The 23,343-nt window shown below is 45.7% G+C and carries 18 protein-coding genes and 1 tRNA gene; 12 read left to right on the top strand and 7 right to left on the bottom strand.

Annotated elements, in window-relative coordinates; translation table 11 throughout:
• Position 1: 1 nt before the first annotated feature.
• From DXD68_RS22605 to DXD68_RS22585, 5 genes are all read left to right on the top strand, one after another.
• A complete protein-coding gene (locus DXD68_RS22605; protein WP_122363719.1) occupies positions 2-2,983 on the top strand; it encodes a glycoside hydrolase domain-containing protein in 2,982 nt (993 codons plus the stop codon).
• A gap of 273 nt (positions 2,984-3,256) precedes the next feature.
• Entirely contained in the window at positions 3,257-3,814 is a 558-nt protein-coding gene (locus DXD68_RS22600) for an RNA polymerase sigma factor (RefSeq protein ID WP_122363718.1), read from the top strand.
• Positions 3,815-3,816: 2 nt separating this feature from the next.
• The gene (locus tag DXD68_RS22595; protein WP_122363717.1) at positions 3,817-4,182 is read left to right on the top strand and encodes a hypothetical protein; all 366 of its coding nucleotides are present in this window, start codon (positions 3,817-3,819) and stop codon (positions 4,180-4,182) included.
• A 140-nt stretch (positions 4,183-4,322) separates the two neighbouring features.
• Complete coding sequence (gene rpsA, locus DXD68_RS22590; RefSeq protein ID WP_122363716.1) at positions 4,323-6,122, top strand: 30S ribosomal protein S1; 1,800 nt, start codon at positions 4,323-4,325, stop codon at positions 6,120-6,122.
• Between the two features lie 196 nt (positions 6,123-6,318).
• Positions 6,319-6,708, top strand: a complete 390-nt coding sequence (locus DXD68_RS22585; RefSeq protein ID WP_122363715.1) for a response regulator — start codon at positions 6,319-6,321, stop codon at positions 6,706-6,708.
• Positions 6,709-6,785: 77 nt separating this feature from the next.
• Here DXD68_RS22585 and DXD68_RS22580 read toward each other — a convergent pair whose 3' ends face one another.
• Positions 6,786-7,055: a hypothetical protein gene (locus DXD68_RS22580; RefSeq protein WP_122363714.1), complete on the bottom strand. Its 270-nt coding sequence runs from the start codon at positions 7,053-7,055 to the stop codon at positions 6,786-6,788.
• A gap of 411 nt (positions 7,056-7,466) precedes the next feature.
• Between DXD68_RS22580 and DXD68_RS24770 the strand changes: the two genes are divergently transcribed.
• From DXD68_RS24770 to DXD68_RS22550, 6 genes are all read left to right on the top strand, one after another.
• A complete protein-coding gene (locus DXD68_RS24770) occupies positions 7,467-8,378 on the top strand; it encodes a helix-turn-helix domain-containing protein (protein ID WP_122363713.1) in 912 nt (303 codons plus the stop codon).
• Between the two features lie 12 nt (positions 8,379-8,390).
• Positions 8,391-8,666, top strand: a complete 276-nt coding sequence (locus DXD68_RS22570; protein WP_122363712.1) for an HU family DNA-binding protein — start codon at positions 8,391-8,393, stop codon at positions 8,664-8,666.
• Positions 8,667-8,772: 106 nt separating this feature from the next.
• Positions 8,773-9,348: an RNA polymerase sigma-70 factor gene (locus DXD68_RS22565; RefSeq protein ID WP_122363711.1), complete on the top strand. Its 576-nt coding sequence runs from the start codon at positions 8,773-8,775 to the stop codon at positions 9,346-9,348.
• An 83-nt stretch (positions 9,349-9,431) separates the two neighbouring features.
• Positions 9,432-10,310 carry a FecR family protein gene (locus DXD68_RS22560; RefSeq protein ID WP_122363710.1) on the top strand — a complete coding sequence of 293 codons (879 nt, stop codon included), beginning with the start codon at positions 9,432-9,434 and terminating at the stop codon, positions 10,308-10,310.
• 3 nt (positions 10,311-10,313) lie between these two features.
• The gene (locus DXD68_RS22555) at positions 10,314-13,034 is read left to right on the top strand and encodes a TonB-dependent receptor (RefSeq protein ID WP_122363709.1); all 2,721 of its coding nucleotides are present in this window, start codon (positions 10,314-10,316) and stop codon (positions 13,032-13,034) included.
• Positions 13,035-13,046: 12 nt separating this feature from the next.
• Complete coding sequence (locus tag DXD68_RS22550; RefSeq protein WP_122363708.1) at positions 13,047-14,057, top strand: DUF4249 domain-containing protein; 1,011 nt, start codon at positions 13,047-13,049, stop codon at positions 14,055-14,057.
• A gap of 32 nt (positions 14,058-14,089) precedes the next feature.
• Here the strand turns inward: DXD68_RS22550 and DXD68_RS22545 are convergent, their stop codons facing one another.
• The 3 genes from DXD68_RS22545 to aroB form a co-directional block, all read right to left on the bottom strand.
• Complete coding sequence (locus DXD68_RS22545; protein WP_122363707.1) at positions 14,090-15,160, bottom strand: hypothetical protein; 1,071 nt, start codon at positions 15,158-15,160, stop codon at positions 14,090-14,092.
• Positions 15,161-15,255: 95 nt separating this feature from the next.
• Positions 15,256-15,330: transfer RNA gene (locus tag DXD68_RS22540), tRNA-Pro, on the bottom strand.
• Between the two features lie 35 nt (positions 15,331-15,365).
• Positions 15,366-16,430, bottom strand: coding sequence for a 3-dehydroquinate synthase (gene aroB / locus DXD68_RS22535; protein ID WP_122363706.1), 1,065 nt, complete (start codon positions 16,428-16,430; stop codon positions 15,366-15,368).
• A gap of 203 nt (positions 16,431-16,633) precedes the next feature.
• Between aroB and DXD68_RS22530 the strand changes: the two genes are divergently transcribed.
• On the top strand, positions 16,634-18,202 hold the full coding sequence (locus DXD68_RS22530) for a M81 family metallopeptidase (RefSeq protein WP_122363705.1): 1,569 nt from the start codon (positions 16,634-16,636) through the stop codon (positions 18,200-18,202).
• Positions 18,203-18,353: 151 nt separating this feature from the next.
• Here the strand turns inward: DXD68_RS22530 and DXD68_RS22525 are convergent, their stop codons facing one another.
• The 3 genes from DXD68_RS22525 to DXD68_RS22515 form a co-directional block, all read right to left on the bottom strand.
• The gene (locus DXD68_RS22525; protein WP_122363704.1) at positions 18,354-21,983 is read right to left on the bottom strand and encodes a glycosyl hydrolase 2 galactose-binding domain-containing protein; all 3,630 of its coding nucleotides are present in this window, start codon (positions 21,981-21,983) and stop codon (positions 18,354-18,356) included.
• A 287-nt stretch (positions 21,984-22,270) separates the two neighbouring features.
• Positions 22,271-22,741 (bottom strand): glucosaminidase domain-containing protein, encoded by a 471-nt coding sequence (locus DXD68_RS22520; protein ID WP_122363793.1) that lies wholly within the window; start codon positions 22,739-22,741, stop codon positions 22,271-22,273.
• 22 nt (positions 22,742-22,763) lie between these two features.
• The gene (locus tag DXD68_RS22515) at positions 22,764-23,213 is read right to left on the bottom strand and encodes an HU family DNA-binding protein (protein WP_122363703.1); all 450 of its coding nucleotides are present in this window, start codon (positions 23,211-23,213) and stop codon (positions 22,764-22,766) included.
• Between the last annotated feature and the right edge of the window lie 130 nt (positions 23,214-23,343).

The following is a 23,343-nucleotide window of genomic DNA, read 5'->3' as shown; positions in this document are numbered from 1 at the left end:
TATGAAAAAAACTCTTTTATTGATCACATTGATCACCACACTGGGAGGATGCTCGAATCGGGCATCCTTCCCGGATGGGAAAAGCCAGTACCAGGAATTTTCGCCAGACGGTATTCCTTTTGTCATCACACAAACACCCTGGGATGTGGATGGATCCGGAAACCATCGCGCCGTCGTTTTGGTCAGTGACATACAAGCCGACGCTGTCATTGCAACCCTCCCCTGGCGGCGACCGGATATGCGGCCGGAAACCAAACGGATTATTGTCACCAATGCCCGGACAGGAGAAAACATCCGGAACGTTACCGTACTGGAACTCACTCCGGAAACAGGGAAAATAGCTTTTCAACCTCGGGAAGCAGGCGAATACTATATCTATTATCTGCCTTATAAATTCAGGAAAGGATCTGACGATGCCCGTTATGGTAAACCCTGGAACGATTATTTGCCACCGGAAGAGATTGCCGATGCCGACTGGAAAGCAAATGTCAATAAAAACCAATCAACCCTCCCGCAGGTTAAAGTCAAACAATTCGAAAGCCGTTCGGAATTCGATTTTTTCACCCCGATGGGACTCATCGCTACCAGCGAAGAGGAACAAGTCTTAGCAAAACAAGCTCAGGACGGCTTCCTTATCTTTCCGGAAGACAGAGCATTTCCGATCCGCCTGTCCAAAAGGCTTCCGGTACGATGGATAGAAAAAGGTTCTTCTTCCGAATTCTCCGGTATGGCAATCAAAAACGAATACTATACCTGGCAAATTGGTGTTTGGGCAGCACAAAAAGAGCTGAACAATATCCGGCTTTCCTTCAGTGATTTCGCTTCCGGCAGCCATATCATCCGGGCATCGGAAGCAACCTGTTTCAACCAGGAAGGCATCAACTGGGACGGTAATCCGATCCGATTCACGGTAAATATTCCCGCCGGTCATATACAAGCACTATGGTGCGGACTACAAATACCGGAAAATGCCAGTCCAGGGAATTATCAGGGTACAGTAACCCTGACCTCCGATAATGCAGCCCCCCAGACAATCCGGATAAACCTTCAAGTAACTAATGATTTCCTGACTGACAAAGGAGATGGAGAACTCTGGCGTCATTCACGCCTCAGATGGCTGAACTCCACGATCGGAACCGACAATCTGCCGGTAACACCTTACACAGCAATGCAGGTAACCGACAACCGAATCACCGCTACTGATAAATATCTGACAATAGACGGGAACGGACTGCCGGAAGCAATCGAAATAAATAACCGACCGATCATAAGAAAACCATTCAGTTTCATCGTCGAGACATCACAAGGTCCCGTTACCTTTAACAGTGAAAACATCCGCCTAAAAAAAGAAGCAGATGGCTTGGTTTCATGGACTGCATCCTCCACTCAGAACGATATCAGCTTCGATTGTAAGGCTTATATGGAATACGACGGATACATCCGTTACCACCTGAAAGTCTCTGCCGCACACGAAATGATCGTAAACAACATCAAACTGATAACCGATTATGCCTCCGTTTCTTCGGAATATTTCATGGGAACCGGTTATAGTGGCGGAAAACACCCGGAACATTATACATGGGACTGGAAAGGTCCGTGGGATAGTTATTGGATGGGAGGTCCAAAGTCCGGACTACATGTAGAATTCCGAGGCGGCACTTACCACGGTCCGCTGATCAACGACTATAAACCGGCAGCTACCCCGGTATGGTCAAACAACGGGAACGGGCATATTCTCGTCAACGGAACAACAGTCATCGCACAGACTGGAAAAGATACGCTCGGCTCGGTTCCAAAAGACTTTGAGTTCGCATTACTGGTCACTCCGGTCAAGCCCGTCAACCCGTCCAAACATTTCTCCGAAAGGTATTATCATGCCAACCCGAACGGTTTCGCACAGGCTGCCACCGAAGGAGCCAACGTTGCCAACATCCACCACTCGCAGAACCTGAACCCGGTAATTAACTATCCGTTCATTGTCCGCGACTCCCTTATAGAATATATTAATGAGCAGCATAAAGCAAATCGGAAAGTGAAACTTTACTACACGATCCGGGAACTGACTAATTATGCTACCGAAATATATGCATTAAAAAGCCTGAACCACGAAATATTCGTTGCAGGAGTCGGTTACGGCCTCCCCTGGCATTGCGAACATCTGATCGACGACTACAAGGCTGCCTGGTATACGGAACTGCCCGGACAACACTCGGATGCTGCCCTCGTATTAAATGGTTTCTCCCGCTGGATAAATTATTATCTGGAAGGATTGCGCTGGATGTTCGAAAACTATCAGATAGACGGAATCTATATGGATGATGTGTCCTTCGACCGTACTGTAATGAAACGAATGAAAAAGATCATGGCACAATATCGTCCTAATGCATTGATAGACCTCCACTCAAATACCGGTTATTCAATCGGACCAGCCAACCAGTACACAGACTTCTTCCCGTATGTGGATCGTCTTTGGTTTGGCGAGAGCTTCAAATACAACCAGATGCGCCCCGACGAATGGTTCGTAACTTTCTCCGGTATTCCTTTCGGACAAATGAGCGAAATGTTACAAGATGGAGGCAACCGGTATCTCGGTATGGTTTACGGCACAACAGCCCGCCATTCATACGGTCAGTTCTCACCTGCGCCGGTATGGGCTTTATGGAAATCCTTCGGTATCACCGAAGCAAATATGCTCGGCTATTGGGACAATGATTGCCCGGTACGCTCTAACCATCCGGACGTTAAAGTCACGGTATATGTAAAACCTCAGGAAACATTACTGGCTATTGGTAATTTTGATACGAAAGATCAGACCATCAAGCTGGATTACAACTGGATAACATTGGGTATCGATCCGTCAAAAGCCATACTATATGCTCCTGAAATAGCAGACTTCCAGCAAGAACATACGTTCGGTATCAATGAAAGTATTCCGGTCGGCAGCAAAAAAGGCTGGTTACTGATCGTCAAAGAGAAAAAATAAAAGTTTAAGCAGAAAAATCATTTATAACATTCATTCGATAGGATAACAAACAATATTTCAATCCTTTATCGAATGAATGTTTCCCATTTTAAAGGTCCATAACCGGCAATCAGTGAAAGACTATCCATTTCCTTAATTTTCTTTGGGACCCATACCATGAATCTTCTTATTATCAGAAAGATAAATCACAAAAATGAATAATGAATGGTGATTTTAATATTTTTATTGTTGTAAGTTGTAACCAAATTGCCGAACTTGCGTCCATTAGGTAGGATGGAGTTGTATAGCGACGCATATTACATAGAAAGAATAGTTGCGGGAGATACAGGTTGCTTTGCCTGCCTTCTGGATAAATACAGCCGTCCGGTTCATTCGTTAATCCTTAAAATGGTACGTAATAAGGAGGATGCGGAAGAACTGGCGCAGGATGTATTTATGAAAGTATTTCGTAACTTGCCGTCGTTTAAAGCCGATTGCAGCTTCTCCACCTGGATCTACCGTATAGCTTACAATACGGCTATATCGGAACTCCGCAGGAAGAAGCAGGAATTCGTTGCCATCGAAGAGCCACAGATCAGCAACGTATCGGAAGAGGCTGTCAGCGAACTGCTGGGGAGCGTATCACCGACCGAACAACTCGACCGGCTGGAAGCAGCCCTGACCCTGCTCCCACCGGACGAAAGAGCATTGATACTACTTTTTTATATGAAAGAAAAGACGGTGGAAGAATTAACCGTCATTACCGGTTTCAGTGCATCCAACATCAAAGTGAAACTGCACCGCATACGGAAAAAGTTATTTTTATTAATCAAAGGAATGGAGGAAAAATAAAGATGGACAATCATAAAAAGAACCCGGATATACTGGAGAAACTGTTCAGGCAAATGCCGGAAGAAGAACTGCCGGCTTCCTTCCGTCTGAAAATTATGCAACAGATAGCCGGCGAAACGGTTAAAGCCAGGAAACGTAACGAACGATTCGGGCTGGCGGCAGTCATTGCTGCTTCGCTGGGGATGCTGGGGATGGCTGTCATTTCTATTCTTTATTATATAGGGCTACCGGAAACGACCGGGATGCAGATGAACTGGCCGAAAATTGATATCTCCGCCTTTGGTTTCTATTTCTATATCGGTATATTGGCATTGTTACTCCTGTTCCTCGATTATAAATTCAGGAAGGCATTCCGTAAAGAGAAATAACAGATAAGGGAAACGTATTTTCAGGAGTAAAACTATTGTCTATCAGAAAAAAAGCGTTACCTTTGCCCCGATTTTTGAGATATGACAACATAATGTCTAACTTACTAATTAAAACAAACTTAAGTATTAACAATTAGAGAATGGAAAATTTAAAGAACATTCAGCCGGTTGAAGATTTCAACTGGGACTCCTATGAAAAAGGGGAAACTTACGGTGACGTAAGCAAGGACGACCTTGTAAAAACGTATGACGAAACCCTGAACACTGTAAAGGATAAGGAAGTCGTTATGGGAACCGTTACTGCAATGAACAAACGTGAAGTTGTAGTGAACATCGGTTTCAAATCAGACGGTGTTGTATCAATGGCGGAATTCCGTTACAATCCGGATCTGAAAATTGGTGACGAAGTAGAAGTATACATCGAAAACCAGGAAGACAAAAAAGGACAGCTGATCCTTTCTCACAAGAAAGCTCGCGCTACACGTTCTTGGGATCGTGTTAACGAAGCTCTTGAAAAAGACGAAATTATTAAAGGTTACATCAAATGTCGCACGAAGGGCGGTATGATCGTTGACGTATTCGGTATCGAAGCATTCTTACCGGGTTCTCAGATCGACGTTAAACCGATCCGCGATTATGATGTATTCGTAGGAAAGACAATGGAATTCAAGATCGTGAAGATCAACCAGGAATTCAAAAACGTTGTTGTATCTCACAAGGCTCTTATCGAAGCAGAGCTTGAAGCACAGAAGAAAGACATTATCTCTAAACTGGAAAAAGGACAGGTACTGGAAGGAACTGTTAAGAACATCACTTCTTACGGTGTATTCATCGACCTGGGTGGCGTAGACGGTTTGATCCACATCACAGACCTTTCTTGGGGCCGTGTTTCTCATCCGGAAGAAATCGTTCAGCTTGATCAGAAGATCAACGTTGTTATCCTTGACTTCGACGATGAAAAGAAACGTATCGCTTTGGGCTTGAAACAACTGACTCCGCATCCTTGGGATGCTTTGGATCCTAACTTGAAGGTTGGTGACAAGGTAAAAGGTAAAGTAGTTGTTATGGCTGACTACGGTGCATTCATCGAAATCGCTCCGGGCGTAGAAGGTTTGATCCACGTATCAGAAATGAGCTGGACTCAGCACCTGCGTTCTGCTCAGGACTTCATGAAGGTTGGTGACGAAATCGAAGCAGTTATCCTGACTTTGGATCGTGACGAACGTAAGATGTCTTTGGGTATCAAACAGCTGAAAGCTGACCCATGGGAAGATATCGAATCTCGTTTCCCGGTTGGTTCACGCCACACAGCAAAAGTACGTAACTTCACTAACTTCGGTGTATTCGTAGAAATCGAAGAAGGCGTAGACGGACTGATCCACATCTCTGACCTTTCTTGGACTAAGAAGATCAAACACCCGAGCGAATTTACTCAGATCGGTGCAGAAATCGAAGTTCAGGTTCTGGAAATCGACAAGGAAAACCGTCGTTTGAGCTTAGGCCACAAACAGCTGGAAGAAAATCCTTGGGATGTATTTGAAACTATCTTTACAGTAGGTTCAATCCACGAAGGAACAATCATTGAAGTACTGGATAAGGGCGCTGTAGTTTCTCTGCCTTACGGTGTAGAAGGTTTCGCAACTCCGAAACACCTGGTAAAAGAAGACGGTTCTCAGGCTGCTGTTGACGAAAAACTGCAGTTCAAGGTAATCGAATTCAACAAAGAAGCAAAACGTATCATCCTTTCTCATAGCCGTATCTTCGAAGATGAACAGAAGGGTGCTAAGAAAGATGCTCCTGCAGGTGACAAAAAGCCGGCTGCAAGACGCAACAACAAGAACGAAGAGTCTTCTGCAATGGTAACTGGTCCGGTTGAAAAAACTACACTGGGTGACATTGAAGAACTGGCTGCTTTGAAAGAAAAACTTTCAGGCAAATAATCAGGTCTTACTGATAACAAATATAAAAGGAGCTGTTTTCAAAAACAGCTCCTTTTTCTTTATAACCAACCCGATACGGCCCATCTTTGTCCCCAACGCATGTATTTGTTGATTTTCATATAATATTTAGCACCTATTGCTTGCGTAATTTAAATTAATTACAGAACTTTGTTGATATTACTCCAATATAAATATCATGGAAGAAAATACAACAGACAAAGGCATAACAATTCTCATCGCAGAGGATGAAGAAAGCAATTTCTTATTACTAAAAACTATACTGAAGAAACATTGTAATGTTCTTCATGCAAAGACCGGAAAAGAATTGTTGGAGATATATAAGAAAGAACATGCCGACCTGATCCTTATGGATATCAAAATGCCGGAAATGAACGGTATAGATGCCCTGAAGGAGATCAGAAAGTTCGATCAGGATATCCCCGTGATTATGCAATCGGCCTATGCCTTTGAAAATGATATGGAATCGGCACGTCAGGCCGGAAGTAACGGATTCGTGACCAAACCGATCAACATCAAAGAACTCAAAGCGGTTCTTTCCAGTTTCCTGCCGGCGCTGACATGGTAAACGCTCTATAACACAACATAAAAAAAGGAGATGCTTTTCTAAAAAGTATCTCCTTCTATTTTTAAATAAACATTCGCTTACCCATTGGCAGCTTCTGCCTTTTCGCATTCAGCTGCCTGTTCTTGTGCACCATAATAAGCACAGTCTTCACCGATACCTATCAGCTGATTAATTTCGTGTCTTTTGTCCAAATCGGTAAAATAGGTTTCAACTACTTTATAGATATCAAAACCACCAGTCGATCCGGCTGCCAGGTTTAAAGACTCTACCATTTTTTTGGCTGCATTGTGAATTTCTTTCTTGTCGATAAGATGCAGCTCATTGCTGTGAATCAGATTTTTTCCCATGATGTTTGACTTTAAAGTTATACTTGCTTTTTATTAATAACTACTGAACGAACAAGTAAGTTGTACCTGCTGTTTCTTTACAGCTTTAAATATACAAACATCTTCTTATTTTCATACAATTTCAAGCCTTTAATTTCATAGAATCTTCAAATTCGTCAAAAGACCCGGTTTTCTTCCTACTCCGCCGCATTGAATAAAGAGTTGGAAAAGGCATATCTTACAACAACATTTTTTAGGATATCATACATGAACAAAAACCTATATATACTGGTTTATATTGTTCAACAAGGCACTATCAATAAAAAAATGTCAATATATGTGCCATATTTCTTCATTGTCATACCAAAATTCCACAATCCAAATATCATAAGGAACGATGTTTTATTTTTATACACGAAATAAAATAGGGTGATGTCTTTAAATGAAAACAAACTATATGTAGGAAATAATGACACCAGTTATTCTATAAAAAATGATTTAATAATCTATGAGAATGTCAAACAAGTTCCTATAACTCCGTATCCATCGTACACAGAATGCGGAATAGTCATATTGTGCTCCGAAGGAAACGCAACATTCAAAGTGCACAATTATGAACATGTTCTGAGAAAAAATGAACTGGCCATTTTTCTTCCCGGACAACTTTTATCTGTTAATGCAATAAGCGATGATTTCACCGTAAGTGCGTTTTCGATCTCCCAGTCCTTATTTAATGACGTACTGAGCGGTATCCACAGATTTTCGCCTCACTTCTTCTTTTATATGCGAAGCCACTTTCATTATCCATTAACAGATAGTGATTGTTACAACTTTGGGAATTACTATAAAATGGTATATACGAAAGCTTTATCGCCATCCAATTTGTACCCGAGAGAATCAGTCATTCATATACTCCGGATTCTCTTTTTGGATTTATATAATTCATATAAGATAAATTCACTTCCGCATATTCCGACCATGGATGCTCATAAAAAAGAAGTTGCAGATAAATTCTTTTATCTGATCATGAAGCATTACAAAGAAAACCGGGAAGTTGCATTCTACGCCAAAGAGTTGTGCATCACTCCTAAATATCTGACAACCGTGATTAAGACAGTCAGCGGCAAGTCCGCCAAAGACTGGATATTAGAGTATATTATCCTGGAAATTAAAGCATTATTGAGGGATTCGACGCTAAACATCCAGCAAATTGTAATAAAGACCAATTTTGCCAACCAATCGTCTTTGGGAAGATTTTTCCGTAAACATACGGGCATGTCTCCCTTAGAGTACAGAAAGAGCATGATCGAAACAAAACAAATAGAACAAACATCTAATAACTAATAAAATAAAGCTATGAACAGAAGTCAATTAATTAATGAATTAGCAGAAAAAACAGCTATAAGCAAAAAGGATATAACAACTATACTTGATGCTTTTACCGAAATGGTCGCAGAAAAGACAAAAGCCGGTGACCGTGTTTTCATCCCCGGATTCGGATCATTCAAACCGCGTCTGCAAACAAGCCGTCCGGCAAGAAATCCTAGAAACGGCGATGTAATCCAGCTTACACCACGAACAATCGTACATTTCAAATGTGCCTCTCTTTTATTGGAAAAGATGAATAAATAATAAATAGAAAAGGACTTATTTCAAAATAAGTCCTTTTTTTATCACAGTCGGGTATACTTATTGATTAAAAAGTATCTTTGCAGCCACGGAGCAGAGTAAAAATCGTATGACAGAGCAAGAGATCAGAAAATATTTACGACAAATGCAGGAAGAAGATTCTCAGACAGCCCTGAGAAAGTTCTACGATTTGTGCTTTGACCGCTTTTTCCGTATCGCTTACTATTATTTGAAAACAGAAGAGTGGGCCCAGGAAATCGTACTTGACGTGTTCATGAAAATTTGGGAAAGACGGGAATCCCTGCACACCATTGCCAACCTCGAAGATTACTTCTTTGTCACAGTAAAAAATGCCTCCCTGAACTATCTGGAAAAAGAACAACGCCGCAGAAACATAACAGAAGAAATATCCGAAACCCCACCTGACCAGGAATATTCACCGGAGGAAACCCTTATTTCTGAAGAACTTTTCGCTCATTACGTCAAGGCTTTGGACCGTTTGCCGGAAAAATGCCGGGAAATATTTATCCGGATACGGGAAGAAAAACAGAGCTACGCCCAGGTAGCCGGGGAATTGAAGATCAGCACCAATACCGTAGATGCACAATTACAAAAGGCGGTTACCCGACTGCGGGATATGCTATCACGTTATTTGAATACTGACGAAGACAATTCAGAACATTAACTTCTTTTCACCAAACAAGCATAGTGAGTTTTGCGACCTTCCCCTGTCTTTATTTGTGAAACCGATCATCAAATAAAGAAAGAATGACATCTGCAAACAAAGATATTGACAAAGTACTGGATCAACTAGTTGCTTCCACCCGATCGCCGAGAGGACGTTTCTCAGCCCGAAACAGTTGGAGAATACTGGAAAAACGCCTTTTCCCGGTAACGGGCAGGAGAAAGTTTCTCCGGATAGCCGGAAGTGTGGCAGCCTCCCTGCTTATAGGTATAGCAGGCTGGTACACATACGACCATATACAGTCCACAACCATGCAAACGATTTCAACATTAGCGGAAATACAGGAGATCACACTCCCCGACCAGTCCGTGGTCACGCTGAACCGTTATTCCACACTTCGCTTTCCTACCCGTTTCAGGGGGGATAAGAGGGAAGTACAACTGACCGGTGAGGCGTATTTCGATGTGGAGAAAGATAAAAGACATCCGTTTATCGTCAAAGCAGAAGCCATCGACGTAGAGGTACTGGGCACCCGGTTTAATATAGAAGCCTATCCCAGCGATCCGGAGATAAAAACGACCTTGCTCGAAGGTTCCGTTGAAGTCAGTATTCCGGGCGAAAACAAGCAACTTATCCTTTCTCCCAATGAAAGTGCCGTTTACGACCGGGCAAAACAATGTTTAGCTCATGAAGTAAACCAGGAAAGTGACAACGAAATCACCTGGCGCAACGGCCATTTCCAATTCGACTATCTGCCTTTGCAAGAAATTACCCGACAGCTGTCGCACGCATTCAATCTGAAAATAGAGATCACCGACCCGGCTCTCAGAAGTTTCCGCATACGGGCGAACTTCTCCAATGGCGAGAGCCTGGAAGAAATACTTAGCCTATTGAAAGGGGCTGCCCATTTTAATTACACAAAGACAAACGATACGATCATTATCAGTAGTAAACTTAACTAAGTTATGAACCATTTCACGAATAGCTTTTTCTCCCGCATCAGCCTTCTACTTTTGCTGTGGATAACGCTGGGAAGTAGCTCTCTCTATGCGCAAACCAAAGAAGAACGGCTTAACTTTAGCATTCAGAATGCTTCTTTAGATACATTCGTAAAGCAGTTGGAAGCCTCTACCGGCTTTTCCATTATCTATGGGGAGAATATACATCTTAAAAAGCCTGTCACATTGAACATGTCCCGGAAAAGCGTCAGCGAGATCCTCCGGAAAGCATTCGAGAATGAAGCTGTCACTTTCAAAGTAACCGGAAAACATATTCTGCTACAGGAACGGGGAACACCTGCCAATCTAAAATACACGATCAGCGGTTACGTTACGGACGGCATTTCTTCCGAGACACTGATCGGTACCAACATATTCGAACGACACCAGGGGACAGGAACCTCCACCAATCCTTTCGGATTTTACAGCATCACACTACCGGCAGGGGCAACGGAACTCTCTTTCTCTTATCTCGGATACGAACAGCAGACATGCCGGTTCCGACTGGAGAAAGATACGTTACTGAATATTCGCTTACAGACGAACAATCAACTGGAGGAGGTAGTCGTCCTGTCGGAAAAAAGGGAAGCCGGCATCCATTCCACAGGCATGGGAGCGATAGATATACCGATGAAGCAGATACGCAATACCCCAGCAATCCTGGGAGAAGCCGATCTATTGAAAACCATCCAGTTAATGCCCGGAGTACAGGCGGGTATAGAAGGATTCAGCGGCTTATATGTGCGCGGTGGCGGTCCTGACCAGAATCTGATCCTGCTGGATGGCATTCCTATTTATAATGCCGACCATCTGCTGGGTGTATTCTCTATCTTCACACCGGAAGCCATGAAGAAAGTCACTCTCTTCAAAGGATCTTTCCCGGCACGTTACGGGGGACGGCTATCATCCATCGTTGACATCCGCACCAACGACGGCGATATGCAGAACTATCACGGAACAGTCAGTGTCGGCCTGCTGACCAGCAAACTGCATCTGGAAGGACCGATACTGAAAGATAAAACATCTTTCTGCCTGACAGGACGGCGCACGTATCTGGACCTGATAGCCCGCCCGTTCCTGCCGAACGATAAAAAATACAATTATTACTTTTACGACATCAATGCCAAAGTGAACCACAAGTTCTCTGATCGCAGCCGTTTATTCCTGAGTTTCTACAAAGGAAAAGACCATTACGATTACAAGCAGGACAAGGAATACGACGGATATGACGGCGGCCCGCGCATGTATTTCTACAACAGTGATATCAATTTCAACTGGGGCAATACGATCGCTGCCGGACGCTGGAACTATGTATTCAACAATAAACTATTCAGCAATACGACCGTGGCTTACAACCATTACCAGATGTCGATGGCAGACAGTTACAAAAGAGAAGTCACCGGCAAGAATGAACACGAAGAAACGAAACCCGACCATAACGAATCCTATGTATATAACTCCGATTATCGCTCCGGCATACACGATGTCAGTTTCCAGACAGACTTCGATTATACGCCGGCACCGAACCACCATATCAAATTCGGCGGAGCTTACCTCTATCATACATTCCGTCCGGAGGTCACGACTTCCCGTGTCAAGGAAGCCGAAAACGGATCGACAGCACAGGATACTGTCTACAACGATTCTTCAAACAGTTATCTTCACGGTCACGAATGCTCGTTATATGCAGAAGACAATTTCAATATCGGCAATAAATTAAGCTTCAATGCAGGCGTGCATCTCTCCCTGTTCTATACGCAAGGAAAAGGGTATCTCTCCGCCCAACCCCGCCTGTCAGCCCGTTACCGTCTCACCGATGATTGGGCGATAAAAGGCTCGTTCACCCAAATGGAGCAGTACGTACATTTACTAAGCTCCTCGCCTATTTCATTACCGACCGATTTGTGGGTACCTGTAACCAAACAGATCCGCCCGATGCGCTCTTATCAATATGCGGCAGGAAGCTATTATACCGGAGTAAAAGGCTGGGAGTTCTCACTCGAAGGATATTATAAGGATATGCACAACGTATTGGAGTATCAGGACGGTGCCTCTTTTTTCGGCACCTCAGGAGGCTGGCAGGAGAAGGTCGAAATGGGCCGCGGACGCTCTTTCGGATTAGAAATAATGGCACAGAAAACCATGGGGAAAACGACCGGCTGGCTGGCCTATACCATCGCCAAAAGCGATCGCCGGTTCAAAGACGGCAGCATCAACAACGGCGAACGTTTCCCTTATAAATACGACCGTCGCCACAACATCAATCTCTGCGTGAACCACCAGTTCAACGCCCGGATCGATGTCGGGGCTACCTGGATATTCAACACCGGCGGGACCGCTACCATTGCCGACCAGCGAACCGGCATACTCTCCTCAATCTGGCAGGCAAACATGATAGACTATATCGCCCATCGAAACAATTTCCGTTTACCGGTCAGCCACCGGCTAAACCTAAGTGTCAATTTCCACAAGAAACTACGCCGGGGCACACAAACCTGGAGCCTGTCGGTCTATAACGCTTACAATGCCATGACCCCCAACCTGGTCTATAAAGAAGAAGAACTTATCGGACAGGACTACATGGACGAACATGGCATCATGCAGACCAAATGGACCCGCAACACCAAACTGATCAAGCAAACCCTGTTGCCTTGTATCCCGGCAGTAACCTATACATTCAAATTTTAAAAGACATCGGATATGAAAAAGCATTTATTCATCGTATTCATACTCGGCATCACGCTCTTCTCCGCTTGCGAGAACGAAATACCGTTCAACGACAAGTACCAGAAACCGCAATTACTGATGAATGCCATCCTGGAAGCAGAGAAAGAGGAAAACGAAGTGCAGCTATATATAATCGACAGTGAGAATATGACATTGGTAAGCAATGGCTCCGTCACGGTCTATGTCAACAACGAAAAAAAGGAAGTGGCTGAATCCCAAATAACGCTATGGAGTTCAAATGGAGACAGTATGAAAGTATGCCGCCTGCAAACCGTTTTCCATCCCGGCGACCGCGTACGCCTGGAGGCAACAGCCGAAGACGGCCAGTATAACGCATGGGCAGAAGTGGAAATCCCCCGACCTATCGAAAAGATCATCCGGATAGATACGCTTCTTACCCAAATAAAAGTAGGATATTATATGACAGAATGCATGCGATACAGGATCACGTTCGATGACCTGCCCGGCGAAAAGAACTATTACCAGCTGGCAATCGAAGAAAAGTCCTATACAGCAGATATAAAGACCGGTATCAGAGACACATTCCCCCCTTTCGACAGAAGGCAAACAGATATCATCAACCAGGAAGACATCGTACTGACCGATGGCCACATGACTACTGCCGACGACGAAGAGTTCGGCATCCTGGACATGACCGTACAAAATGTACGCAACATATTCACCGACAGCCGTTTCGAGAATGGTTCCTATACCTTGAATGTCTACGCTCGCTTCTTCGACTTCAACCACCAATATGAAGCCGTCCGTATCCAGACAGATGCCATCGTCCATATCCTCAGTATTACCAAAGCGGACTACCGCTATATGCGTGCTATGAACTGCCTGGATTCGGAAAACTACAACGATACGTTCATGGAACCGGTCATCGTCCCACAGAACGTGGTTGGCGGACTGGGCTTTGTCGGTGCCAGTTCAGAGGCAGAGATGAAAATACAGATCCTGGACCGACTGCCGCTATGGTAAATAAAACCATTCCAATTACTTATACCGAAACCTTACTCTTTTGAAGAGACAGGAGCGTCTATACGCAATATAACATCATCCACACCATGATCATTATAATTTGCAAAATGGATATCGAGCATTCCGATATGCGGTCTAAGGTCTCCGGGATGAAAAAATTCCCTGATCATCCCCTGGGTTGCCTGCAAAACAGGACCTATTTCATCCGAGAAAGTACCGTTACCACCTCCCGCATTAAAGAGAGCCGTACGCACATGTAAGTTCCTGACAAGTGTCTTTTCGGCTTCCGTCAGTTCTTCCCCATCCTTCACCTTGTTTACCAGCGCTTTGATGGAACTACATGTACTATCCGACTCGATCGTCATACATCCTATAACCCCATAACTTATCGAGTTAACGTATTTCAGGGACGTATAATCCTCCGGATCTTTTTTCAGCAGTTGCCCATTCTGAGGCAAATCCATATCGATAGTAAATGCCGTATATTTAAAGTTATAAAGTACCCCATGCTTTTCTTTCATCTCCAGGGTTGAATATTTCCGACCGTTCATGATACTATCCATCCTGATTCCTTCAGCGGCAAACAGCATATATAATTCCTTTGCTGAATGATAATCGCGCCCTGAAGAGCTACTAAACGAATTTATCTGGCCGCTACTTGCCAACACTTTTTCTTTCATTTCAGTACACATCGACTCGACAGGATGCTCTGTAGTAACAGCACCAACAAAAGGCCAGCTGCCAAAAGTTATCGGATTATATTCCACATCCGGAACAGGTTTCAATGTAGGAATTCTATCCGGATTGACATCGACCACCAACCCCGGATAGATACCGTCCTTCAGCCGGTAAGAATCTTTTATTACATAAGCCGAAAAAGAAGAGTTCTTCACCAGAAAAGTCTCACCTTTCCCATCCGCCCAAACACTATCTTTCACTATATCCAGGTAAGATATATAATTTTTCCAGACAATCGGTTCCGGATCAGGATCGGGCTCCGGTTCGGGAACAACAACAGGAGGCTCCGGGTCCAAACCATCATCTTTTGAACAGGAAAGACAACATGCCAACAAGAATGCGGATAACAGATAAACTTTTTTCATAACTCTCTCGTATTTTCCCAAAGATAAGTATTTTCAAGGAACGGGCACAAAAAAAGGAGCTAAACTTATCGTTTAACTCCTTTTGCTCAGCAATGTCGGGGTGAGAAGATTCGAACTTCCGACCACACGCCCCCCAGACGCGTACTCTAACCGGGCTGAGCTACACCCCGTTTTGTTTTACGGCTGCAAAGGTAAGATTTTTCCTTTATACGCCAAAACTTTCGCGGTAAAAATCTAATGACTCCAGTATTTTTTCCTTTGTCACCTGCTGATTTATCTGAACTTCACCGATTTTCGAAAGCAGGGTAAAATTGATGATCCCCCCCTCATTCTTCTTGTCATGAGTCATCAGCTCGTACAAGGTCTCGTAATCTTTGCAATCGAAGATGAAAGGAGGATAATATTCTTTGATATATTGGATGACCTGGCTCAGATTGCTTGACGGAAAACCGCAGAGCTTATGAGAAAGATACAATTCACTGATGATACCGGCAGCTACCGCATGTCCGTGCAACAACGGACGGTTCTTTTTAAAAGAAAGACTTTCGTAAGCATGCCCGATGGTGTGTCCGAAGTTCAATGCCTTACGGATACCATGTTCTTTCGGGTCTTCTGCCACGATACGTTCCTTCACGGCAACAGACTGCGCCACCATCTTATTCAGGAAAGCATAATCCATCTTCTGGTCGAGATCGAACAGCATCACCGTCGCATAGGTATCCATCGAACTGATCAGTGCATGTTTGATCATCTCCGCATAACCGGACAAAAGGTTGTCACGGTCCAGCGTACGCAGGAACTCACAGTCGATAAACACACATTCGGGCGGATAAAAAGAACCGATCTCGTTCTTCAGGCCATTGAAGTTGATACCCGTTTTTCCGCCTACGGCAGCATCCACTGAAGCCATCAGCGTTGTCGGGATATTGACCGTCTTCAGCCCGCGTTTGAATGTCGCCCCGGCAAAACCGCCCATATCCGTGATCATTCCTCCTCCTAAGTTTACCAGCAGAGAATTGCGGGAAGCTCCTTCATTGGAAAGACGCATCCAGATAGCAGACAAGGCTTCCAGTCCTTTATGCGTATCACCTGCATCGACCGTTATCACCGGAGCATCCTTTAATGCCGGTACATCCTGCACCAGCGGATAACACTTTTCCTGTGTATTCGTATCGGTAAGAACAAACAATTTATCGTAATTCAATGAAGTAAGGAACTCCTGCAAGTCGGCTTTCAGATCCTTACTAATCACTACTTTTTGATCAGCCATATTTTTATCTTTTTGCTTCTTGGTTACAAAGGTATTATTTGTAATCCGATTATCAAAGGAGTTATATTCGCATTCGAACCTTCAAGGTAATAATTTACACCCGACATTGAGTGGTTTCTCATATATTTCCACTAAGTTTAAGCCAGTTTTCAGTAAAAACACATATCTTGTATTTTGTCATACTATTTAAATATAAACGCACCATGAAGAAAGTTTTCTTTTTCCTGAGTCTTTGCCTGTTCGTAGTGTCATTTGCCAACGATGCCGCTGCACAGCAAAAAAAACCACGTATCGGCATTGCCGGTATACAAATCGAGAACAGTGTATTTATGCCAAACAGGCAACCGCTGGTCGGGAGACCGCTTACCTTGCCGGATTATCTGAGCCCGGATTCTGCTATGGGACAAGCCGCGACATGGCTTCCCTCCCTGATGGGCAGGGGCGGTGGCAGAGGTCCCGTTACACGTGAATCATACGAAGCCTTTGTCAACGAAGCACTCGAAATCATAAAGGCAAACATGCCTTACGATGCTTTCTGGTTTTACAATCACGGAGCCTGTAGCGTGGAAGGTGTTGCCGACCCGGAAGGCGAGTTTATGGAAAAAGTACGCAGCCTTATCGGAAACGATGTCCTTGTTACGACAACGATGGACCTCCACGGCAATGCTTCCTGGCTGGTAGCCCTCAACTCGGACCTGATCACGACCTACCGCAAGGCTCCCCATGACGATTCCCGCGAATCGCATCGCCGTGGCGTAGTCAATCTGCTCGACCGCCTGGCTTCCGGCAAAGGACGTCCGGCATATAAAGCCTGGGTAGCTGTTCCCGTATTAGTTTCCGGAGAATGGTCGAGCACGCGTGCCGAACCTGCCAAATCGCTCTATGCCCTGGTACCCGAAGTGGAAGCCATGCCGGGTGTGATCGATGCCGGTATCTGGATCGGTTATGTATGGGGAGACGACCGCCGCAATCAGGGTGTAGTGATGGTATACGGCGACGACAAGGCACAGGTGGAAGCCGGAGCTAAGAAACTGGCACAGAAATTCTGGGATGTACGCCGCCAGTTTATGCTGGAAGCTCCCGGATATTCGCTCGAAAAATGTCTGGACGTGGCTATAGCCAGTGACAAGAAACCCTTCTTTATCAGCGACATGGGCGACAATCCCGGCGGTGGCGGATCAGGTGAGGTTACATGGACATTGGCACGGGTGTTGAAACGTCCTGAACTTCAGTCGTCCAACGGCAAAAGCCTGCTTTATTGTTCCATTCCGGGAGACGAGATGGTCGAAGCCGCACGGAAAGCCGGTGTCGGAGGTCAGGCTGAAGGATATGTAGGCGCTATGACGGACAACTCCTACGAACCGCCTGTAAAACTATCGGGTACGGTCGTATATGTCAGTCCTGCACAGGATGAGACGCAGACAAACGACAATGCTCCTTACAGAAGACGCAACAATATTGCCATTATCAAGACAGGAAGCATTTATGTAGTTGTAGGAACCTCTTCCCCTACGCCTAACCTGGAGGGTACCGGAATAGATCCCCGTGAAATGGATATCGTCATGGTAAAACAGGGATACCTGGTCAACCAATGGTACAATATGAAAGCGGACTGGGTGATGGCTCTGACACGCGGAGGAGTGGATCAGGATTTCCAGAAACTTCCGTATAAGAATATCATCCGCCCGATGTTCCCGTTAGATCCGGATATGTCGGACCCCGAACTGAATGTCATATTCGTTCCTTCGGCAAAACACCTATACGGCAGATAAAGAGATATCAATTATAAATCAAAAGTATGGCACGCAGATGAGACAGATCGGACAGATGAGCACAGATTAATAAATTGAAATTAATAAATAATCTGTGTTCATCTGTTTAATCTGTGTCATCTGCGTGCCATTTAGTATCAGTTCGTTTTCTTTACTTCACATTATATCCCGAAACAACCACCTTCGGCGCATTGCCGCGAGTATCTTCGTCTTTCCAACGGAAGCTCACTTCCTTCTTTTCTCCCGGAAGCAGGGCAAAGTAATTATCGGAATAGAACATCGGCAGGAACTGCTCGCCGTCTTTCTCGCCAACTACATTGACACGGATCATCAAAGCCGGAGTAGAAGTTGTATTCTCAATGACTACCGTACCGTTCCATGTGCCGTCAGCATCTTTAGCAGTAGATACATCCGACTTCAAAGCCACTGCCGGAAGCGTACGCAACTCCTGATAGTTGTTCTCTTCCAGGCTTCTGTGATAGAAGTTATCCGAAACGACCTTGCCATTCTCCGTCAAAGCCATCTTGATAAAGTGAACCTTCGACAGGTTGGACGGAAATTCCAGCTGAATACATTTGTTAGTCGTATCTTCGTTGCTGTCGATCGTCACCTCTTTTTCCCAGGCTACGGAAGCATCCATATTCAACACCTGTACTTTTGCCGTCAGACCTTTATGCGCACCGGCACTGTAATTGACCACTTCCACTTCGTCGGTAGCCGGATTCCACTGGATATGCAGCGGTTCGGAAGCCTTCTTGATGGCGAAGTAGGCAGCTGTCGGTTCGAAATAATAATCGTATGTCTGCCATACCATGGAAGGCCAGCAAGAGTGGCTCATCCACATCAGCAGACCTTTACGGTTCTGACTTCTGGATTCGAACAAGCTGCGGTGACCGTCGTAGTTCACCCACTGGGCGAGTTCGGAAAATTCTTTGGCACTCTGCGGTTCTCCGTATCCTTTCGCAATGATCTCGTTGAAAGAAGTGGCACCCTGTGCACCTTCGCGGGTATAGTCGTGCATACCCCACTGGTTGTCCTGCGGCCAGATACCCTCCGGAGAGAAGGTACGGAGCATACTTTCATAGGTCAGTACGTTCGGCATACCGCGTTCGCTATGGAACTTGTCATTTCCGGTTTTCAGCGTGAAATACTCCTTCGCCGGAAGCATACGATACGGACCGTGACCACTCACCACATCATCGGCAGAGCTGGAAATATAATGGATATCCCCGTGTTCTTCCTTGACAATCCGGCGTAAAGCCTTGTCGAGCTGCTCGGGCGGGAAGCCTTCGTTACGTCCGCAATAGATACCGATAGACGCATGACTGCGGATACGTTTCACATAATCTTCGGCATTGGCGATAAACATTTCCGGATAATACGGATCAGGTCCGTCAGACGGGTTCGCCAGCCAGAAGTCCTGCCAGATCATGATACCGTGACGGTCGCATGCTTCATACAGTTCCTCGTCGCCGATCATACCGACCCAGTTACGCATGATCGTAAAGTTCATATCGGCATGGTAAGCGATGGCGATGTCGTATTCGCGGGCACGATAGTTCAGGTTGGATTCACTGAATCCCCAGTTTCCTCCGCGACCGATGAAACGACGGCCGTTGATGAACATGCTCAGGATATGATTATCTTCATTGAATGTCATCTGGCGGATACCGACCTTGAAGTCTTTCGCATCCGATACCTTATCGTCGATCTTGAATGTGAAATTGGCATCATACAGGTTGGGCTCGCCGTAACCTTTCGGCCACCACAGACGCGGATTCTCCATCTTCAGCTGGGCAAAATCCTTTGCATCGAAGACTACCGCCTTTTCCTCGCCGGCCGCCAGTTCTACCGGCTGTTGGAATGTGATATCGCCTACCTTACCTTCCAGCATACCTTTTACGGCATTCGCGTCATGGTTCTTCACGATCACTTCCGCCGTCAGTGTGGCAGAGGTCGTGTCGGGCAACGGCAATACGGAAGTCACGAGCGGATCGGCTACCGTCACTTTTCCGGTAGTCGTCAGGAACACATCGTTCCAGATACCGATATTACGTCCGCGCATCGTCGGGATCCAGTCCCAGCCGATCGTTGCATGGAAAGTAGGATTGTCAGCCCCCAGGATACCTCCGTTGAAGTCCGTGCTCTGTGCATTCTTTTCCTTGATGGCACCGATATGTTCGTTTTTGATGATCTCTACAGCCACCACGTTCTTACCCGGAACGACCAAATCCGTCACATCGAACTTGCCACGCATAAAGGCACCCTCGATACGCCCTGCCTTTTTGCCGTTCACATAGACGTTCGCTTTCCAGTTGATGCCGTCGAAGTTCAGGAAGATACGTTCCTGCTTGAAATTTTCCGGCACGGTAAATTCATCGCGGTACCAGAAGTCGGAGTTGAAGAACGATTCCGAAATCATCGACTGATTGTCGGCATAGTTCGGATCGGCAATAGCCCCGATATTCTTGTAACTGCTCAGGACAGTACCCGGCACGGTAGCAACGATCCAGTTTTCCGGCTTGAAGTCAGGAGTAGATATCTTTTCACCGGCGACAGTCACTTCGGAAGCCCGCTGCAATTGCCAGTTTCCGCCGGACAGGTTGATCTTTCCTTTCGATGCGGTAGGCTCGGCAACAGGCTGGGGAACCAATCCGCCCTTACCCATCACTTCCAGCTCACTCAGGATATAACGGCTGTCGTTGGCAGGCTGTTGCATCAGGATACGTACGTAACGCCCTTTCTTGCTGCCGCCCAACGCTATTTCATCTTTCAGGCTCTCACCGCCGGGCAGTTCGGCTACATCCGTCCACTGTTTGGCATCATCAGAAACCTGTACTTTACCTTTTACGGCTTTATTGATCCAATGCAGGATCACCTTATCAAATTCGGAACGGCTGCCCAGATCCACATACAGCCACTCTTCGCCTGTCGTAGCACTCATCCAGGCACTGTTGAAGAACTGGGAAGGTTTCATTTCCACCAGACCGCCTTTATTATAAAAGTCGACAGCCATGAATACCCAACTATAGGCACCCGGCATCTTCAACAAAACCCGGTAATTGGAATAGTTCGCTTCTTTATCGAATGAGATAGTTTCATTCAGTTTGCGGACCGGCATGGATATCTGTTCGGTCTGTTTGTTCGGGTCGGTAACCGGCACGCGATAACGTACGGCATCGCCCGGCAGGTCTTTGCCACTCAGTTTACCTACTTCCGTCCAGTTCTGTCCGTCGTTGGAACCCTGACAGATAATCTCGTAGCCGGCTTTCGCCAACTGGTCATCATAAATAAGAGTTCCTGTCAATTTCAGCGCATCGGCTGATTTGCTGTAATTATTCAACGAGAACTGAAACCAGGTATCCGCTCCTTCAAAGGTGTTCCGTGAGTACGGTCCCTCGTCGATCATCCATTCACGCTCACGCCGCGGAGCTTCGCCCGACGGGGAAGAAAGGATCAGATACTGAGGTTGCTGATCGGTCACGATACCGTCTGTCGCCAACTGTGCCGTCAGGTTATAATCGTGACTGGATGAGTTGAACGCCGAACGCCGGAGGGCAATATTCCTGTAGTTAGTACGGTCCGGAGCCAGTTCGGGTGAAAAATCCTCCTTCGGGTTACCGGGATACTGGCCAATGCCACGGGTATAATAATCCGACCGTTCGAATGATTCGTCTGTTGCACCTGCTCCGCTGCATCCCCAGAGAAACAATGAGGCTACCATTGCGCCACAAAGAGTGAGGGTACGGGAAACTGCTTGCTGTTCATTACATTTTTTCATTTATGAGAGTCTACTTGATTTGTATTTTCTGTATGATTTAATTCTTTCTGAAAGAAAGACAGGCAAATATACATAAAAACTCCAAACATTCATGTTAAATGATATGGAAACGGCCTGTTTCATTGTGGCAACGCCTGTAGGGGCGGGATTTGCCCGCCCTTTGCTGTAAGGGCGGTTCGCGAACCGCCCCTACCGACGACACTACTTCTTTCGTCCTAACAGGAAACCCAACAAATCCATGATAAACTGGAGGATCGTCCTCACCTTGTTGTTGTTTTCTTTTTCGCTCATACCTTTTCATTATTTAGATTATACACTATGGGAACCAACGAGCGGGAAATGCTTTCCAGCATCCGGCAATAGGCCTCCCGGTTGTCCCCGTTTACTTCACTGATATACCGGCTGTAGGCAATCTCGCGGGCATACGCCGCCGGATAATGGCTCACGGCTGCCGCCTGTTTGTAGACTGTCGCTATCAGACGGGCAAAATCGAGAAAACTGTTTTCGAAACTGTCGTAACGGCGGAACAGCAGTCCGTCTGGCTTATCCAGATCCGTCTTCCCGCCATGCCAGTAAGCATTGGTGACACCATAGCCCGTCAGTCCGAAAAAGTTATTGTAGAGGGTAGCCAGGGCACTCTCGCCCCAGCCGGTTTCGATCGCAGACTGAGCCAGGATGACCACCGGATTCAGTCCGTACAACTCACCCGCCAACCGTGCAGCGGGGAGGTACTTGCGGGTAAATGACTGCTTATCCATGCGCATGCTCTTCAAAGAGTCACTACTCGATAACAGGACGGTCGTCCTCATTATCCGATCCGGAAGATTTTGTTTCCTCCAATTTAAAACGCTCGCCTTTAGTCGTCTGTATCAGATTACGCAACTTCTCGCCGGGACGAAATCGAAGACGTGCCCGATACAACAGGGCAGAAGAGAAATCTTCGGTCGTGGGACTTCCCGAACTGGTCTGTACCAACTGGAAAGTACCGAACTCGCCGCACTGAACCACTTCACCGCGTGCCAGAAACAGAAGAAGAAACTCAATCACACGATCGATCACCACCTTCACATCGCCACTCGACGCCGTGGAACTCTGTGCCACCAGGGCGCATAACTCTTCGAAGGTACATGTCCCCGTTGCTCGGGTCTGTGCATAGTAGAGTTTCTCCTTTCCTGCCTCTACATCCTTACTGAGGTTCTTCCTAAGAACCAAATGATACTGTAATGCCATAACTTTGCTATTTTTAATTGATTATTAATTACATATCAAAGATACGACAGCCACAAGGGGGGATTGATGCAGGAGGTGACAGGGTGTGACGAAGCGACAGTTTATTTCCGATAAATATTGGATATCGTGA

It is taken from the genome of Parabacteroides sp. TM07-1AC (assembly GCF_003480915.1).
GTDB classification, from domain to species: Bacteria; Bacteroidota; Bacteroidia; order Bacteroidales; family Tannerellaceae; genus Parabacteroides; species Parabacteroides chongii.
Note: the sequence above shows the minus strand (reverse complement) of the source record. Positions and strands in the feature narration are given on the sequence as shown.